This window comes from Brevibacterium sanguinis (genome assembly GCF_003315415.1).
GTDB lineage: Bacteria > Actinomycetota > Actinomycetes > Actinomycetales > Brevibacteriaceae > Brevibacterium > Brevibacterium celere_A.
On record NZ_QNSB01000006.1, the window covers coordinates 65793 to 82158 of the forward strand.

Sequence of the window (16366 nt, forward strand, 5' to 3'; positions counted from 1 at the left end):
AGCGAGAATTCGCGCCCTCGACGCGGCCGACGCGCTACCGACCGGACCAGGGATGCGCCGTGAGCCAGTGCTCGGCGATGGCTTCGCGAGTCGCCACCCACACTCCATCCTTGGCGCTGATGTGATCGAGAAAGCGACGCAGCGCGACGATGCGCCCAGGGCGCCCGACCATCCGGCAGTGGAGGCCGATGCTCATCATCGCCGGCCTCGCCGGACCCTCAGGATCCCCCTCGTCGTAGAGGACGTCGAACTGATCGCGAAGATAGCGATAGAACGGCTCCGCGTCGCTGAATCCCTGAGGCAGCGCGTAGCGCATGTCGTTGCAGTCGAGGGTGTAGGGCACCACGAGATGCGGCCTCCTCTCGCCCGCCGAGGTCTCCACGAGCATCCAGAACGGCAGATCGTCACCGTAGTAGTCGGAGTCATAGAGCAGGCGACCATCGTCGGCGACGAGTCGGCGCGTGTTCGGCGAGTCCCGTCCGGTGTACCACCCCACGGGCCGCGTTCCCGTCAGTCCCTCGATGATGTCGAGCGACCGGGACATGTGCTCACGCTCCACATCCTCGGGAACGTCCTGGTAGTGGATCCACCTGAGCCCATGGCAGACGATGTCGTACCCGCGAGCGGCGAACGCCTCGGCGACAGCGGGATTGCGCTGCAGTGCGGTGGCGACGCCGAAGACGGTCAGCGGCAGACCGAAGCGGTCGAACTCGCGCAGGATCCGCCACACCCCCTGCCGGGAACCGTACTCGTAGACCCCGTCCATCGACATGTGCCGGTCGGGATAGGGGGCGGGGTTGAACATCTCGGACAGGAACGTCTCCGCAGCAGGGTCGCCGTGCAGGACATTGCTCTCCCCGCCCTCCTCGTAGTTGAGGACGAACTGCACCGCGATTCGAGCGCCGCCCGGCCACATCGGATCGAATCCCGCCTCGCCGTAGCCGAGGAGGTCTCGGGGGTAGTCGGCGGTGGAGTCATAGAAGGGCTGCCGGCTCATCGCATTCCTCTCGATCAGTATTAATAACAATTCTCATTAATACTAACGGTGCCCTGATGAGTGGAGCTGATGACCGAGGTCCGGCTCCCGGCAGGACCAGGGTGATGCCCCGCGATGCCGGTTCCGTATGCCTCTCAGTCCCGCGGGATCCTGTTCTGCCACGGCCACCACACGGACCGGCCGATGTCGTGGACCAGTGCCGGCACGACGAGCGAGCGAACGAGGATCGCGTCGAGGAGCACCCCAAAGGTGACGATGAACGCGAGCTGGACGAGGAACATGATCGGGATGACCGCGAGCGCGGCGAAGGTCGCGGCCAGGACGATCCCGGCCGAGGTGATCACTCCTCCCGTGGCGACGAGCCCGCTGATCACGCCCTTGCGGGTGCCGACCTGCAGCGACTCCTCGCGCACTCGCGACATGAGGAAGATGTTGTAGTCGATGCCCAGGGCGACGAGGAACACGAACGCGTAGAGCGGCACCGAGGGATCTGCCCCGGGGAAGTCGAGGAGGTCGTTGAAGACCAGCGCGGAGACTCCCAAAGCGGTGCCGAAGGACAGCACCGTCAGCGCGACGAGCAGCAGCGGGGCGACGAGCGAGCGCAGCAGCGCGATGAGGATGATCGTGATGACGAGGAGGATGAGCGGGATCGCCAGGGCCCGGTCCGCCTCGGCGGTGGTGTTCGTGTCGAGGTCGACCGCGGTCTCCCCGCCCACGAGCGCCTCGGCGTCGACCTCGTGGACGGCGTCGCGGATCGCTCTCACGGTCTCCTCCGCGGCGAGGGAGTCGGCCGCGTCGGTGAGCGTGACCTCGAGGAGGACGTTGCCGTCGACCGTGGTGGGCTGCGGCGGCACCGTGGGTCCCGTCGGTCCTCCCCCGAGGTCCGGCAGCTGGATCGTCCCGTCCTCATCGACCTCCGCGGTCCCGCTCGGGGACTCGCGCATGGTGACGGCCATCGACTCGACCCCGCCGAGGCGACCGACCGCCTGCGCTGCCTCCTCGAGCTCCGATTCCGCGACGATGATCTGCGTCGGTGATCCCGAACCGCCGGGGAAGTGCTCGGCGAGGACCTCCTGTCCGTCACGGGCCTCGGATTCCCCGAGGACGAACTCGCTCTGGGCGACTCCGGACGCCCTGAACTGGGGGAACGCGAGCAGCGGAAGGGCGAGGACGATGACGAGACCGATCCAGATCGCGCGCGGCCGCTGCGCGACCACCTCGGCGACCCGGGCCCACAGCCCCCTCCTCACCGAGGCGGCGCCCCCTGCGCGCGTCCCCGCGGGGACGTCATGGGAACCGGCGGAAGCGCGGGAACCGGGCCCGGCCGGACGCGCCTCGGCGCGGGGAAGGAACGGCCAGAAGACACCGCGGCCGATGCTGATCAGCGCTGCCGGCAGGAACGTCAGCGCCGCGAGCATCGCGGTGAGGATCCCGATCGCCGCGACCGGGCCGAGCGCGCGCGTCGAGGCGAGGTCGGTGAGCAGGAGGACGAGGAGGCTGGCGATGACCGTGCCTCCGGACGCGGCGATCGGCTCGACGACCCCCTTCACGGCGCTCAGCCCTGCCCGGACCCGGTCCCGCTCGGTCAGCAGCGTATCGCGGAAGCGGGCGACGACGAGCAGGGAGTAGTCCGTGGTCGCGCCGACGACGAGGATGAAGAGGATACCCTGGACCTGGCCGTTGATGAGGAGGATGCCGGCGTCGGCGAGGTGCCAGATGACGAAGATCGATGCCGAGAGCGCTGCGATCGAGGTGAAGAGGACGATGACCGGCAGCAGCGGTGAGCGGTAGACCACGACGAGGATGACGAAGACCGCGGCGAGGGCGACGAGCAGGAGGATCCCGTCGATCCCCGCGAACGCCGCGGAGAGGTCGGCGGCGAATCCGGCTGGGCCGGTGACGTGGACGGAGACGTCCGCACCGGTTCCCGTGCCGCTTGTCTCCTCGGCGATGACGGCGCGGATCTGCTCGACGTCGTCGGCGGTCGTCTCCGCCGAGACCGGGAGGATGAGCTCAAGGGCCTCGCCGTCCTCGGAGGGGATGGCCGGGGAGGCGGACGCGGCGAGCAGGCCCTCGGCGTCGAGCCGCTCGACGAGATCGGCGAGCGCGGACGCATCGGCGTCCGTGACCCCCGCCTCCCGCTCGAGGACGACGATCGCCGGGACGTAGTCGAGGTCGGTGAACTCTTCGATCTGCGCCTGGGCCCGGGTCGACTCGGCGGACTCGGGCAGGAACGAGGAGCGGTCGTTCGTCGATACCTCGGAGATCTTGCCGAAGTACGGTCCGCCGATCCCGGCGATCGCGACCCAGGCGACGAGGAGGAGAGCGAAGAGGCCGAGGAGGGCCCTGCGCCCGCGGACTGGCCCGCGGGCACTGCGATAGCCCGGAGTGGTGGAGTCGTGGCGTGGGGAGTGATCGGTGTCTGCGGCCTGGCGGGGATCGGCGGGGGATGGAGGGGTACTGGTCAGGAGATGACGGGGCATGAGTTCAGGTTACGCTGAAGTCACTTCCGGTCTCGAGACCTTCGTGGGCTGAATCTAGACTTGGGCCATGAGCGTCAGCACGCAGCCACCAGCTCCCCATGTGCCCCAGCCGGCGAAGACGAAGCGGCCGTCGAAGCCTCTGCTCGCCGTCCTCGTCGTCGGGGGTGCCCTGGTGCTCGCCGCCATCCTCATCGTCCCTCTGGTTCGACCCGGTGACGACCGATCGCAGCCTCAGGCGTCGGATCTCGTCACCCAATACCTCACCGCCTTGTCCGAAGGGGACGCGTCGACCGCACGCTCACTGGTCAGTCTCGGCCTGAACTCGGACGATTCGCTGCTCAGCGACGAGGTCCTCCAGGAATCACTGGAGCTCACCCCCATCAGCGACATCGTCGTGGAGGAGAACTCGTCGACGGATGGCTCCACCGAGGTGCCCGCGACGTTCAGGCTCGGGGATCGTGAGATGTCGACGACCTTCGAGGTCCACGACCTCAGCGACGAAGGCAGGCTCATCACCAATGGGACGTTCTCGGTAGAGCTTCCCTACCTGCAAGGACTCGAACCGACCGTCAACGGCGCGTCCGTCGGGCGGATGGTCACCGTCTTCCCGGGAAGCTACCGCATCGACCTCGGCAGACAGGAGTTCACCCTCCCCGAGGACATCGTCACCATCTCCGGCCCGAAGGATTCGGTGGCCGTCACGCAGCTGCGGCCCAAGCTGTCGGATGAGGGGTTGGAGTCCTTCCGCGAGCTGGTCCGGAATTCTCTCGAGGAATGCATCGCCATGACGACGCTGTCGACCCCGTGCGGAATGGACCTGACGAACGTGAGCCTGCCCGCCGGTCACACTCCGGTGGAGAACTCCGTCAAGCGCCAACTCACCCCCGACGGCGACAAGGCACTGGACGCCCTGGACGCAGAGATCGACGACCAGCAGCCGACCCTGGTCACAGCCCGAGGAGGCATCAACGTCGAGATGAACTTCACGGCCGAGAAGGACGGCGTCGACGTGCCCTACAGGAACATGACGGGATCAGGACTCAAGAAGCCCAGCGTGGATTTCACCGCTGGGGAACCGACGGTCAGGTGGGACTGAACGTCTTGGCGCCGTCTACCGTTCGTCGAATTCCCGGCCGATCTCCACGAGGACTCGCCTCACATCGGCGGCAGCAGGATTCCCACCTTCCTTCGCCTCGGCGACGGCGAGGGGCAGCACCGGCGGCTCGGTGTCCGGAGTGGTCACTATCCGCCGGTAGTCCACACCGGCGAAGTCCATTGACATCACCGAGGCGGGTGCCACCGAGAATCCGAGGCCACTGGCGGCCAGGGCCACGCCCGGCAGCACCTGTGACACTTTGGCCGAGACCTCGAGTTGATAGCGGTCGGCCCAGTCATCGGTGAACCGCGCAAGCAGGGGTGAGCGCTTCCGGTCGAAGGCGATCATCGCCAGCCCCCGCAGATCGCCGGGCGAGATCGGACCTGTTCCCTCGGGTCCCCGACCTGCCGGGAGGGCGACAACCAGCGGCTCGGCGCTCATCCGGTGCAGATCGATGCCCGCTGTGGAGCCGAGCGGACGCACCACTCCTAGATCGAGCTCCCCGCGGTCGAGCAGATCGTACTGCTCCGGGGAGACCGCCTCGACGACGGTGATGCGAATCCGCGGGTGGGTTCGGGCGAGTCTTGACAGCAGGGTCGGGAGTACCATGACCGCGCCCAGACCGGTGAATCCGACCCGCACTGTCACCTCGGTGGCTTTCGCCTGCGCCGCGGCGGAATCCTGGGCCGCACGCGCGGCGGTGAAGATCCGGTATGCTCCCTCGCGGAACTCGAGCCCGGCTCGAGTGAGCTCGACGCCATTGCGGTGTCGGACGAACAGGTCGAACCCCAGACTGCGCTCGAGTTTGCGGATCTGCCGAGTCAGAGGCGGCTGAGTGATGGACAGAACCTTCGCGGCTCGTCCGAAGTTGAGCTCCTCGCTGAGCACCAGGAAACTGCGCAACTGGTCGAAGGTGTAGTTCACGCCGTTCATGACAGAAGATCGTAGTTCCCCACTGCCGGCACCCGTCTTGGCGTCCGTGGCGCGGAACTCGCGTCGACGATCAGCAGATCGCCGGCTCCGTCGCATTCACCCCCTGCAGGAAGTCGAAGTCGCATCCCTTGTCGGCCTGCTCGACATGGTCGAGGAAGAGCCGGAGGTAACCACGTTCCTCGCCCCGGCGACGAGGCGCCTCTATGCTCTCCCGCAACGCCCACTCCTCAGCGTCGACCTCCGCTGCCAAAGTTCGGGCGTCGATGTCGAGGGAGACGAGATCCCCGGTGCGGAGCTTCGACAGGGGACCACCGACGGCTGATTCCGGAGCCACGTGCAGCACGCAGGCCCCGTAGCTGGTCCCGCTCATGCGGGCGTCGGAGATTCGCACCATGTCACGGACTCCCTGCTCGACCAGGCGCTGTGGAATGGGGATCATTCCCCATTCCGGCATTCCCGGTCCCCCGATGGGCCCGACACCACGGAGGACGAGCACCGTGTCCTCGTCGACATCGAGTCCTGGATCGTCGATCCGGGCCTTCATATCCTCGTAGCCGTCAAAGACGAGCGCCGGTCCCGAATGCCGTCGCAGTCGCCGGGACACCGTCGTCGGTTTGATCAGCGCCCCGTCGGGGCAGAGGTTGCCGCGCAGCACCGCGAGCGCGGGACCCTTGTCGACAGGATTCCCGGGGTCGCGGATGATGTCGGGGGCGACCACCTCGGCAGCGGCGATATCCTCGCCGAGGCTTCCCCCGGAGACCGTGCGGGCTTCCAACTCCAAGTGGTTGCCAAGCAGGCGCAGCTGAGCCGGCAGGCCGCCGGCATCGAAGTAGTCCTCCATCAGGTAGGTTCCGGCAGGCCGGATGTTCGACAGCACCGGCACCGTGTCGGCCAATCGGCCGATGTCGTCGAGGCCGAACTCGACCCCGGCCCGACGGGCGAGCGCGACGAGATGAATGGCGGCATTCGTCGACCCGCCCAGGGACAGCGCGGCCACGGTCGCGTTGTGAATCGCTTCGGCGCCGACGATCTCACGGATGCGAAGGCCTTCCTCGACGAGAGAGACGATTCTCCGACCAGTCGCCACCGCCATCCGGTTGTGGTGAGAAAGAGCGGCCGGGATCGACGAGGCACCCGGCAGGGTCATTCCCATCGCCTCGGCGACGGCGGTCATCGTCGAAGCGGTGCCCATGGTCATACAGTGCCCCACGGAACGGGCGATGCCTGCCTCGATCTGGGACCATTCGCACTCGTCGATCCCACCGGCGCGCAATTCGTCCCAGTACTTCCAGCTATCGGAACCGCTGCCGAGGACGTTGCCTCTCCAACAGCCCTTGAGCATGGGCCCGGCGGGGAAGAAGATGCTCGGCAGATCGATGCTCAGCGCCCCCATGAGCAGACCCGGGGTGGTCTTGTCGCACCCGCCCATGAGCACCGCCCCGTCGATGGGGTAGGACCGCAGCAGCTCCTCGGTTTCGAGGGCGAGGAGATTGCGGTAGAGCATAGTCGTCGGCTTCTGGAAGTTCTCCGCCAGGGCGATCGCGGGGATCTCCAGGGGCAGCCCCCCGGCCTCGAGAACGCCGCGCTTGAGATCGGTGACCCGGTCCTTGAAGTGCGCGTGGCAGGGATTGATGTCGGACCAGGTGTTGATGAGAGCGATCACGGGCCTGCCGTCGAGGTCGATGTCGTCGTAACCCATCTGCTTGGCCCTCGAGCGGTGGCCGAAGGTCCGCAGGCCCGGCACTTGGAACCAGCGGTGGCTGCGGAGGGAGAGATCCGGCTCGCTCATCGGCCCACCTCGAGCGTGCGCATCTCCTCGAGATTCGTCTCGATCGCAGTCGCCAACAGGGTGAGGTCGGAGGCGAGCACGCCGGTCGTGAACCCCTGTTCCAGCCGAGGGCCGATCATCGTCGAGGTTCGGCCGTGGAACGCCGCCTTCTTCCCACCCACCCGGGCTGCGGTCAGGATCCGGGCCGCCGCGTCGTCGAAGGCGTCTACGATGGATGGATCCCCGTAGCGGGTGCCGCCGAGGGCGATCGAGAGATCGGTAGGACCGAGGTAGAGGCCGCTGATCCCGTCGACGGCCGCGATCTCCTCAACGTTCGCCAGCCCCTGGGCGGTCTCGATCATAGCGAAGAGTTCGAGCCTGTCGTTGACCTCGCGGATCGACAGGGTAGTGAGGTCCGACTGGCGGGACAAGCCGAACGACCGCACCCCGACCGGTGGGAACTTCGCGAACCGCACGAGGTCCCGGGCGTCGTCGGCAGAGTTGATCAGCGGAGCGATGAGGCCATGGGCTCCCGAGTCGAGAGCTGCACCGACGTTCTCCCCGCTGACGGCCGACAGCCGAACGAAACCTCGCGACCCACCAGCTTCGATCGCCTGCATCTGCGACCTCAGGTTCACCCGGGAGTACGGCCCGTGCTGGACGTCGACGACGACGAAATCGGCGCCTCGGCGGGCAGCGATCTCGAGAATCACGGGGTCACCGGTCTGGCTGAAGAAGGCGAGCTCAGGAATGGTCATGAGAGGAGTCCTTACTTTGCTGTGCGAGGTCGGAGCGGGTGTGGGCGGCGGTCGTCACCGCCGGGGCGGCCGCAGATTCGGGATCGCAGCCGTCGCGAGAGCTCAGTCGTCGACGAGGACGGTCTCCGACAGAACCGGTCCTCGGGAGCGGCGGCGCAGTCGGATGACGGTCAGGGCCGCGATCGTGAGTACGGCGACGGCGAGGAGGGACCCGGAGATCGGCCGGGTAGCGAATCCGAGCAGGTTGCCGTCGAAGAGGGTCATCGACTGGCGGAATGCCGGTTCGAGGATGCCGCCGAGGATGAAGGCGAGGACGAGCGGACCGGGAGCGAAGCCGAAGTTCTTCATCGCGTAGCCAAGGGCACCGAACACCGCCAGCCAGATGATGTCGGTCGGGGACTGCCGGAGGCTGAAGACGCCGAGCACAGTGACCATGACGCAGATGGCGGCCAGGTAGGAGGGTTTGATCGACAGCACTTTGATGAAAACCCCAACGAGCGGGATCGCCATGATGATGAGGAAGATGTTCCCGATGTACATCGAGTTGATGACGCCCCAGAACAGCTCGGGGTCGGTGTTCACGAGGTTCGGGCCCGGGGTGACGCCGACGACGAGGAACGCGCCGAAAAGCATTGCCATCGCCGGATTCGCTGGGATCCCGAGGGTGAGAAGCGGAATGAACGACGAGGTGGCGGCGGCGTTGTTGGCGGTCTCTGGTCCGGCGACGCCTTCGATCGCGCCCCTGCCGAAGCGGGACTTGTCCTTCGCCCAGCTGCGCTCCGTGGCATACGAGACGAGGGCTGACAGGGTGGCTCCGCCTCCCGGCAGCAGACCGAGGAAGAAGCCGAGAATCCCACCGCGGGCAATCGGGCCGACCATCTGCTTCGTCTCAGCACGAGTCGGCCGGACCTGGGTGATGGGGATCGGCGCAGGTGGCTTCTCCCCCTTCGCCTTGAGGTTGTCGAGGATCTCGGCGAGGCCGAAGACACCCATGGCGATGATGACGAAGTCGAAACCGTCGATGAGCTCCAACGATCCGAAGGTGAAGCGGGACTCGCCGGAGAGCTCGTCGCGGCCGACGGTGGCCAGGATGAGTCCGAAGGCGGCCGCTGCGACGGATTTCGACACCCTGCCGGATCCGACGGAGACGACGAGGGCAACGCCGATGAGCGTGAGGACGGCGAACTCGGGAGGACCGAAACTCACCGCGACGGACGAGATGAGCGGAGCGATTAGGGTGAGGACGATGATGGAGGCGGTGCCGCCGATGAACGACGCGACCGCCGCGACCGTCATCGCAACCCCGCCTCGCCCCTGCCTGGCCATGGGATATCCGTCGAGGGAGGTGACGACGCTTGCCGCCTCGCCGGGAAGCCGCAACAGCACTGCGGTGATGGTGCCGCCGTAGATCGCTCCGTAGAAGATCCCGGCAAGCATGATGATCGCGCCGGTCGGTTCGAGGGAATAGGTGACCGGCAGCAGGATCGCGATCGTCGCCGAAGGGCCGAGCCCTGGCAGCACGCCGATGATCATGCCCACGACCACGCCGATGAGGCAGAACAGGAGGTTCATCGGCTCGAGCACTGTGGCGAAGCCGAGGAGGACGTCGTTGAAGGTGTCCATGATGTCAGTCCTTCGCAGCGATCAGAGGATTCGGGGAATCGGGACGGCGAGAGCCACGATGAAGATGAGGTAGAGGACCACGACGATGACCACGGAGCCAATGACCGTGGACCTCCATGACTCCCCACCGAGGAAGCGCAGCCACACGATCATCAGCGCCAACGACAACAGCTCGAATCCGAGCACGGGCAGCAGGAGGCCGTAGGCGATGACGGAGACAATGCCGAGGAGGGGTTTGCGGAACTTGGTGCCGATATCGGAGATGTCGTTGACCGCGCTCGGGCGGACGGCGATTGCGACAGCCGAAATGCCCAGCACAACGCCGAGGATGAGTGGCCAGCTGCCGGCCGCTGGATCGTTGAGTATTCCCACGCCCATCGCCAGCGACTGCCAGATGACGACTGCGGAGATGAGCATGAGGACGACGGCGATGGTGCGATTGGCTCGAATGACTCCCGGTGATGCCTCCGACGCGGCAGTCGGATCGACGGTTTCCTCGTCGGTGGTGTCGTCCATCAGCCCTGGCCCCTCATGTCGATTCCGTACTCGGTGAGCATCCGACGGTAGTTGTCGCGCGCCTCGGCGATCATCGTTCGCACTTCCTCCTCGGGATAGAAGTCGGGGAGGACGACCATCTGCTCGCACTGCGTGAGGAAGCGGTCGCTGCGCGCCGCCTCGGTGAATGCCTCGGTGAGGATCCTGCGGTTGTCCGCTGGTGCACCCTTGGGCAGGCAGACGAGCCGGTACTGGGAGACGACGACCTCCGCTCCCTGCTCCATGGCTGTGGCAGCGTCGGGCAACTGCGGATTTCGCTGCTCAGAGAAGACCGCGACGGCTTTGAGCTTCCCCGAGGTCACGTATTCGTGAGCCGCGGAGAACTGGACGCTCGCGACGTCGACCTGATTGCCGAGGATCGCAGTGATGGCTGGCGAGTCCCCGCCGAAAGGGATATCGGCACCGTCGATCCCTGCTGAGGCGAACAGAAGGGAGGCTGCGAATTGCGCTCCACTGCCGAAGCCCGTCGTGCCGTAGGTGATTCGCTTGCCCGAGCTCACGAGGTCCTCAACGTTGCTGTAGGGCGAGTCCGGCGTGGTGACGAGGATGTAGTCGTCGCGGGTCGTTCCCATGAGCAGATCCAAGTCTTCGAGCTGGACGGCTTCGTTCTCCGGCACCGCGAAAGGGGTGATCATCACCGTGGAGGCGTTGACGACGCCGATGAAGTGCCCATCCGCGGGAGCCCGGGTGAGCTGGTCGGCGGCGAGGCTGCCGTTCGCTCCGGGACGGTTGATCACGGGGATCGCGCGACCGAGCACCTCGGCGGCGGAATCGGCCAGCGCCCGTCCGAGCACGTCCGTGCTGCCCCCTGCGGAGAATCCGACGCTCATCTCGATGTTGCGAGCCGGGAACCTGTCGCCGGCGCCGAGCATCCCGGTCGTGCTTACGAGGCCGCATCCAGACAGCGCCATAGCACCGCCTGCGAGCGCCGAGGTACCGAGGAAATTCCGTCGGGTCAATCGCTTCATTCCACTCCCTCGTGGTCGGTCGTCGGCAGGGCGCAGATCGCATTTCTGTGTGCCATACCTCACATTAGGATCGGCATGCAGGACGGGCAATACTCCGCACGAACCCTTCGAGTATCGGTCCATACCTTTTGGGCTCGGCATGGGACGATGCGCTGGACGCTCAAGGCGGAACTTCGGCTGCCGAGATTCTGTTCATACATTGATGCCAATGTTCGGACTTGAAATCTGAACGCTGGCTTCAACTGGGAACGACTTCGTCTCCAAGGTCACCGCAAGACGGCGATCAGGTCGTCAACTGCAGGCCCCGCAAAAAGTCAAGTAGATCGCCCGCAGAAGGTAAAGTAAGTCACCCGCAAATGGTAAAGTAGCACCATCGAAAGGCGTCAGATTCCCATCTGAGAACTCCAGGGGCAACAGAGTGGTCTACCTCCAGCGCACAATCGATTCAGAACTCGATGAACTCCTTCCCCATGCACCAGCGATCGCCATCGATGGTCCGAAAGGTGTCGGAAAGACCGACACGGCACTACGCCGAGCTCATGCTGTCTGGAACTTGGACGACCCGGCCCAGCGCGACATCATCCAGGCGGATTTCGCTCTGAATTCACTGCCGGAGGGCACAGTACTCTTTGACGAATGGCAGAAGCTTCCTCAGGTCTGGGATTCCGTCCGACGGCAGGTGGACGCGAAAGCTCCACCGGGGCGCTTCATCCTCACAGGCTCGGCCACACCAGTCGATTCGGCCGGCACTCACAGCGGAGCTGGGCGGATCCTCTCATTGCGAATGCGTCCCATGGGCCTGCACGAACGCGATCTCTCCACGCCCACGGTGTCATTGACCGATCTGCTGGCGGACAGCGCTGCCCCGATCAACGGATCCTCGGATTTAGGGCTCCCCGATTACGCGGAAGCAATTGCCGCCAGCGGATTTCCCGGCATCATGACGACTCCTCCCCGGCTGCGCCGCGGTCTGCTGGCTGCATATGTACAGCGAATCATCGACCAGGACCTTCCGGAGCAAGGTCTCACCGTTCGTCGACCGGAGACTCTCAGACGGTGGCTGGCCGCATACGCGGCAGCTTCCTCGACGACTACCGCGTACTCCCGCCTGCTCGATGCGACGACCGGCGGCGACGGCGCTCAACCCTCCAAGCCGACGACGATCGCCTACCGGGACCACCTGTCTCAACTCTGGTTGCTGGACCCGGTTCCCGGCTGGGCATCGACGAACAGTCCAATTCGACGCCTTCAGCTCGCGCCGAAACATCACCTGGCCGATCCTGCCCTGGCGATGACGCTCCTCAACCTGAGCGCGTCCTCCTTGCTGACACCGGCAGGGGCACATATGGCTGGACCATTGTTCGAGTCACTGGTCACCCTCACCGTGCGCGTCATTGCACAAGCAGCGGAAGCCACCGTGAGCCACCTGCGGGTGCGCGGCGGCGACCACGAAGTCGATCTGGTCGTTCAAGGCCCCGACGGCCGTATCGTCGGAATTGAAATCAAACTGGCCCCCGAAGTGACCGACTCCGACGTACGCCACCTCAAGTGGCTCCGCGGCGAGGTCCCCGACAGAGTCGCAGATCTCGTCGTCGTCACGACCGGAACCACCGCGTATCGCCGGGCGGATGGAATCGCCGTGGTGCCGCTGGCCCTGCTGGGACCGTGATACTGAGCAGGCGTCCCAACTCCTCGAGCGACATCGCGGACAATCAGCTGGCGAACGCCCTCCGGATCTCCTCGTGAGGCAGTGCGAAGCTGGCATGGCCATCGCGACCGGCGAGATCGCGGGCGGCAACCAGGGCGTTGAGCACGGACTCCTCTGTCGCCTCGACCACGGCCGCATAGAACGGGTCGATACCGCCCCAGGCGAGATGCTCGACAGTGTCGATGGTGCCGGCCGGAGTGCCCATCCGGGAGTGCAGTCGGCCCTCATTGGCGGTGGAGAACGCGAGGAAGATGTCGCCGGAGAAATGACTGCCGGTGGTCCCGGTGCGGGCGAGCCCGAGAGGCACCCGTCGCGCCAGTGCCTGGCACTGGATGGGGAGCAGCGGAGCATCGGTGGCGACGATGACGATGACGCTGCCCGCTCCGGCCACGGCTCTCCGCGCCGAGGCGGTCTCCTCCTGGAACCAGTTCGTCGACTCCATCGGGCTGGGTGCGGCCGACATCCTGCCCAGAGGCCTGCCATTGACGCGGAGTTCCCTGCGGGCCCCGAAGTTCGCCTGCACGAGCACCCCGACGGTCCACTCCCGGTCGCCAGAGGTCACCACGCGTGAGGCGGTGCCGGTGCCGCCCTTGAATCCGTAGCAGTTCATTCCGGTGCCGCCGCCGACATTGCCTTCGGCCACTCGGCCGCCGGCTGCGGCGTCGAGGGCGGCTTCGGCGTGCTCCGGGGAGACCGTATCGGCATTGATCGAGTTGAGATAACCGTCCCAGGTCTCGCCGACGACCGGCAGCATCCACTGTGCGGCCGCCTCGGGGTGGTGGCGGGCCATCCAGCGGTCGATACCGCAGTGGACCGCACCGACCGCGTGCGAATTGGTGATCCCGATCGGAGTCTGCAGCTGTCCGGCTTCGTCGATCCAGGCCCTCCCGGTCAGCTCGCCGTTGCCGTTGAGCACGGACACGCCGGCCGCACAGGGCCGGGCGGCGGCTTCGCGTCCTCTCGGCAGGATCACGGTGACGCCGGTCCGGGCGACGACCGGAGAGTCCTCGATGATCGTCGCGTACCCCACCTGCAGACCCGGCACATCAGTGATCGCATTCCACTTCCCCGGCTGCCCATCGAGGTCCATGCCGAGATCACGGGCGCGGGGGCCGTCGGCTGCGGGGAGGTCCGAGATATCAGTCATGGGCCGCGTCCTTGGCGTCGGGGGTCAGGGAGACGTCGAGAGCGACCTCTGCGAATGCGAGGGTGTTCGCGAAGTATCGCTCGCGTTGCCAGTTGTCGGGATCGAGGAGGTAGAGGTCGTAGGCATCCTCGAGTGCGACGAGGTTCTGCGCGATCGCCTCGACGTCCATCCGGGGACGGAACTCGCCGAGTGCGGTGCCCACCTGGATGATCGTCGAGTAGAGAGCGACCTGCCGTTCGAGGAGCACGGTGATGTGCGTTCTCAGGTGGGGACGTTCGCGGAGAATCGCCGATGCTTCGTACACGACGCGCAGATCGTCGCTGATCGTCTCCGGAATGCCAGCGTCGATGGTCGCGCGCAAGCGCGAAGTCGGATCGGCATGCTGCTCGGCCAACTGCCTGCGGCGGTCGATGAACTCATCGATCGCACCGCGGATCGCGGTCTCCAGCAAGGCATCGAAGCTGTCGAAATGGTAGAGGACGCTGCCGACGCTCACCTGTGCCCGCGCGGCGACGGCCCGGACGCTGACTCCGGAGAACCCGTGCTCGCCGATGACCTGACTGGTCGCTCGCAGCAGATCCTGGCGCTTCTGCTCACGTTTGGTCGGCGTCACTGTCTCGCTTCCGATTCGATCGATCCCGGCCCGGAGGCGGGGTCGGCTGCTGCGGTCGAGTCCTTCTCGGGCCGAGAGTCCGCTTCGGCAGCGGCCGATCGTCCGAGTGCAGCATACCGTTCGGGAGCTCGGCGTCTCATCACCAGCCCCACTCCGATGCCGAAGCCGAAGATCACCGGGATGCTGGCGATCATCACGCCGTTCACTGGTCCCTCCGTTCCCGAGACGAGATCGAAGTTGAGCACGATCACTGCGAAGGCCGTCAGCAGTCCGAGGGCACCGAGGACCGGCGCCACGAGCACTCGCCAGACGGGGTACCCTCTGCGGTCCTTGGCGAAGAAGCCGATGACGGAGACCGCGGCGATCCCCTGGGCGAAGATCAGACCGGCGACGCCGATGGCGTAGGTCCACAGTCCGATGCCGAGGAACGGGTCGGCCCCCAGCAGTGCGGCGACGATGATCGGGAGGAACGAGATCACCGTCAGGGAAAGGCTGGCCACGTGCGGGGAATGCGTCCGCCGGTGGGTGCGGGAGAGGGCCTTCGGCAACAGTCGTTCCCGACCGAGGGAGAACAGGTAGCGGGCACAGGCATTGTGGAAGGCAAGTGTGCAGGCGAAGAAGCTCGTGACAATGAGGATCTCCATGACGACCGTCGCCCATGTCCCCAGAGAGTCGGTGCCGGCGACGAACATCATCTCCTCGAACCCTTCGGAACTGGCGAAGGCGATGACTCCCTCCACGCCGAACGCCACTGTGAGGGACCAGAAGGTGAAGGCGTAGAAGACCGCGAGGAAGGCGATCGCAATGTACGTGGCCCGGGGCACGCTGCGCCGAGAATCGCGAGCCTCCTCGGAATAGATGACGGTGCCCTCGAACCCGAGGAACGCACCGAATCCGAAGACGAAGAGCGCACTCGCCCCGGCGGCGAAGAAGACGTTGCTCGGGTCGAATGAAGCTGCAGTGGCCGCAGCGATGTTCGAACCGTTCTGTGCGATGACGGCGATGGAGATGATGAGAAGAATGGCGATCTCGAGGGTGAGGAGAACGGCGAGTACTCTGGCGCCGACGTCGATGCGACGGTATCCGAGTATCCCGACGATGAGGATCGAGAGACAGCTCCAGATTCCCCAAGGCACCTCGACGCCGAACAGGTTGGAGAAGGTGAGCTCGGCGTAGAAGCCGAGGAGGGCGAAGAAGCAGATGCAGAGGAAGCCGTAGGCGACGATGGTGACGAAGGCGACGCCGATTCCGATCGGTTTCCCGAGACCGGCGGCGGCATAGGCGTAGAAGGCACCGGTGTTGCGGACGAAACGCGACATGGCGGTGAATCCGATCGCGAAGAGGATGAGCACCACCCCGCTGGCGAGCATCGCCCCCGGGGCACCGATCCCACCGACGAGGAATGCCAACGGCGCTGAACTCACCGCGACGGTCAACGGTGCCGCCGCGGAGACGACGAAGAAGACGATGTCGACGGTGCGCAGCCTGCCCGACGCAAGCGATTCCGTGTCCACTGTTCGATGACTTGTCATGGCTGTCCCTTCAGCGGCACTCCGTCGTGCCGCACATCACCTTTGAACAACTGTACGGAAGTTAACCAACTATTCAAGAGCTTTGGGCATGTTCACTCGAAGAGTTCCATGAACACGCGTTCAAGTCTGCCTTCGTTCGCCCGGCAGCACTCCCCTCGGATCCCCACCTGCTCCCGAAATCGGCG

The 16366-nt window shown here is 65.8% G+C and carries 13 protein-coding genes; 2 read left to right on the forward strand and 11 right to left on the reverse strand.

Going from position 1 to position 16366, the window contains the following annotated elements; all coding sequences use genetic code 11:
- Positions 1–34: 34 nt before the first annotated feature.
- Together puuE and DFO65_RS10115 are read right to left on the reverse strand one after the other, a co-directional pair.
- Positions 35–997, reverse strand: coding sequence for an allantoinase PuuE (gene puuE / locus DFO65_RS10110; protein WP_113904310.1), 963 nt, complete (start codon positions 995–997; stop codon positions 35–37).
- Between the two features lie 134 nt (positions 998–1131).
- Positions 1132–3480 (reverse strand): MMPL family transporter, encoded by a 2349-nt coding sequence (locus DFO65_RS10115; RefSeq protein ID WP_113904311.1) that lies wholly within the window; start codon positions 3478–3480, stop codon positions 1132–1134.
- A gap of 67 nt (positions 3481–3547) precedes the next feature.
- On the opposite strand from DFO65_RS10115, the gene DFO65_RS10120 reads away from it, so the two are divergent.
- A complete protein-coding gene (locus tag DFO65_RS10120) occupies positions 3548–4576 on the forward strand; it encodes a hypothetical protein (RefSeq protein ID WP_147233325.1) in 1029 nt (342 codons plus the stop codon).
- Positions 4577–4591: 15 nt separating this feature from the next.
- Here DFO65_RS10120 and DFO65_RS10125 read toward each other — a convergent pair whose 3' ends face one another.
- The 6 genes from DFO65_RS10125 to DFO65_RS10150 form a co-directional block, all read right to left on the reverse strand.
- A complete protein-coding gene (locus DFO65_RS10125) occupies positions 4592–5509 on the reverse strand; it encodes a LysR family transcriptional regulator (protein WP_181778695.1) in 918 nt (305 codons plus the stop codon).
- A 70-nt stretch (positions 5510–5579) separates the two neighbouring features.
- Positions 5580–7298, reverse strand: a complete 1719-nt coding sequence (locus tag DFO65_RS10130) for a dihydroxy-acid dehydratase (RefSeq protein WP_113904314.1) — start codon at positions 7296–7298, stop codon at positions 5580–5582.
- Positions 7295–8035, reverse strand: coding sequence for an HpcH/HpaI aldolase family protein (locus tag DFO65_RS10135; RefSeq protein ID WP_113904315.1), 741 nt, complete (start codon positions 8033–8035; stop codon positions 7295–7297). Before DFO65_RS10135 ends, DFO65_RS10130 begins: the two co-directional genes overlap by 4 nt.
- Before the next feature lie 102 nt (positions 8036–8137).
- On the reverse strand, positions 8138–9658 hold the full coding sequence (locus DFO65_RS10140; protein WP_113904316.1) for a tripartite tricarboxylate transporter permease: 1521 nt from the start codon (positions 9656–9658) through the stop codon (positions 8138–8140).
- A gap of 21 nt (positions 9659–9679) precedes the next feature.
- Positions 9680–10174 (reverse strand): tripartite tricarboxylate transporter TctB family protein, encoded by a 495-nt coding sequence (locus DFO65_RS10145; protein WP_113904317.1) that lies wholly within the window; start codon positions 10172–10174, stop codon positions 9680–9682.
- Entirely contained in the window at positions 10174–11322 is a 1149-nt protein-coding gene (locus tag DFO65_RS10150) for a tripartite tricarboxylate transporter substrate-binding protein (RefSeq protein WP_113904318.1), read from the reverse strand. Before DFO65_RS10150 ends, DFO65_RS10145 begins: the two co-directional genes overlap by 1 nt.
- 277 nt (positions 11323–11599) lie before the next feature.
- Between DFO65_RS10150 and DFO65_RS10155 the strand changes: the two genes are divergently transcribed.
- On the forward strand, positions 11600–12850 hold the full coding sequence (locus tag DFO65_RS10155; protein ID WP_113904319.1) for an ATP-binding protein: 1251 nt from the start codon (positions 11600–11602) through the stop codon (positions 12848–12850).
- 43 nt (positions 12851–12893) lie between these two features.
- Here the strand turns inward: DFO65_RS10155 and DFO65_RS10160 are convergent, their stop codons facing one another.
- From DFO65_RS10160 to DFO65_RS10175, 3 genes are read right to left on the reverse strand one after another with little or no spacing between them, the layout of a single operon-like run.
- The gene (locus DFO65_RS10160; protein WP_113904320.1) at positions 12894–14036 is read right to left on the reverse strand and encodes a DmpA family aminopeptidase; all 1143 of its coding nucleotides are present in this window, start codon (positions 14034–14036) and stop codon (positions 12894–12896) included.
- A complete protein-coding gene (locus DFO65_RS17100) occupies positions 14029–14649 on the reverse strand; it encodes a TetR/AcrR family transcriptional regulator (RefSeq protein WP_181778696.1) in 621 nt (206 codons plus the stop codon). Before DFO65_RS17100 ends, DFO65_RS10160 begins: the two co-directional genes overlap by 8 nt.
- A complete protein-coding gene (locus DFO65_RS10175; protein ID WP_113904322.1) occupies positions 14646–16181 on the reverse strand; it encodes an APC family permease in 1536 nt (511 codons plus the stop codon). The genes DFO65_RS17100 and DFO65_RS10175 overlap by 4 nt, the downstream gene beginning before the upstream one ends.
- Positions 16182–16366: the final 185 nt, after the last annotated feature.

Coding starts and splice junctions, on each gene's coding strand:
- puuE (WP_113904310.1), bottom strand. CDS start 997: ATGAGCCGGCAGCCCTTCTATGACTCCACCGCCGACTACCCCCGAGAC.
- DFO65_RS10115 (WP_113904311.1), bottom strand. CDS start 3,480: ATGCCCCGTCATCTCCTGACCAGTACCCCTCCATCCCCCGCCGATCCC.
- DFO65_RS10120 (WP_147233325.1), top strand. CDS start 3,548: ATGAGCGTCAGCACGCAGCCACCAGCTCCCCATGTGCCCCAGCCGGCG.
- DFO65_RS10125 (WP_181778695.1), bottom strand. CDS start 5,509: ATGAACGGCGTGAACTACACCTTCGACCAGTTGCGCAGTTTCCTGGTG.
- DFO65_RS10130 (WP_113904314.1), bottom strand. CDS start 7,298: ATGAGCGAGCCGGATCTCTCCCTCCGCAGCCACCGCTGGTTCCAAGTG.
- DFO65_RS10135 (WP_113904315.1), bottom strand. CDS start 8,035: ATGACCATTCCTGAGCTCGCCTTCTTCAGCCAGACCGGTGACCCCGTG.
- DFO65_RS10140 (WP_113904316.1), bottom strand. CDS start 9,658: ATGGACACCTTCAACGACGTCCTCCTCGGCTTCGCCACAGTGCTCGAG.
- DFO65_RS10145 (WP_113904317.1), bottom strand. CDS start 10,174: ATGGACGACACCACCGACGAGGAAACCGTCGATCCGACTGCCGCGTCG.
- DFO65_RS10150 (WP_113904318.1), bottom strand. CDS start 11,322: ATGCCGAGCCCAAAAGGTATGGACCGATACTCGAAGGGTTCGTGCGGA.
- DFO65_RS10160 (WP_113904320.1), bottom strand. CDS start 14,036: ATGACTGATATCTCGGACCTCCCCGCAGCCGACGGCCCCCGCGCCCGT.
- DFO65_RS10175 (WP_113904322.1), bottom strand. CDS start 16,181: ATGACAAGTCATCGAACAGTGGACACGGAATCGCTTGCGTCGGGCAGG.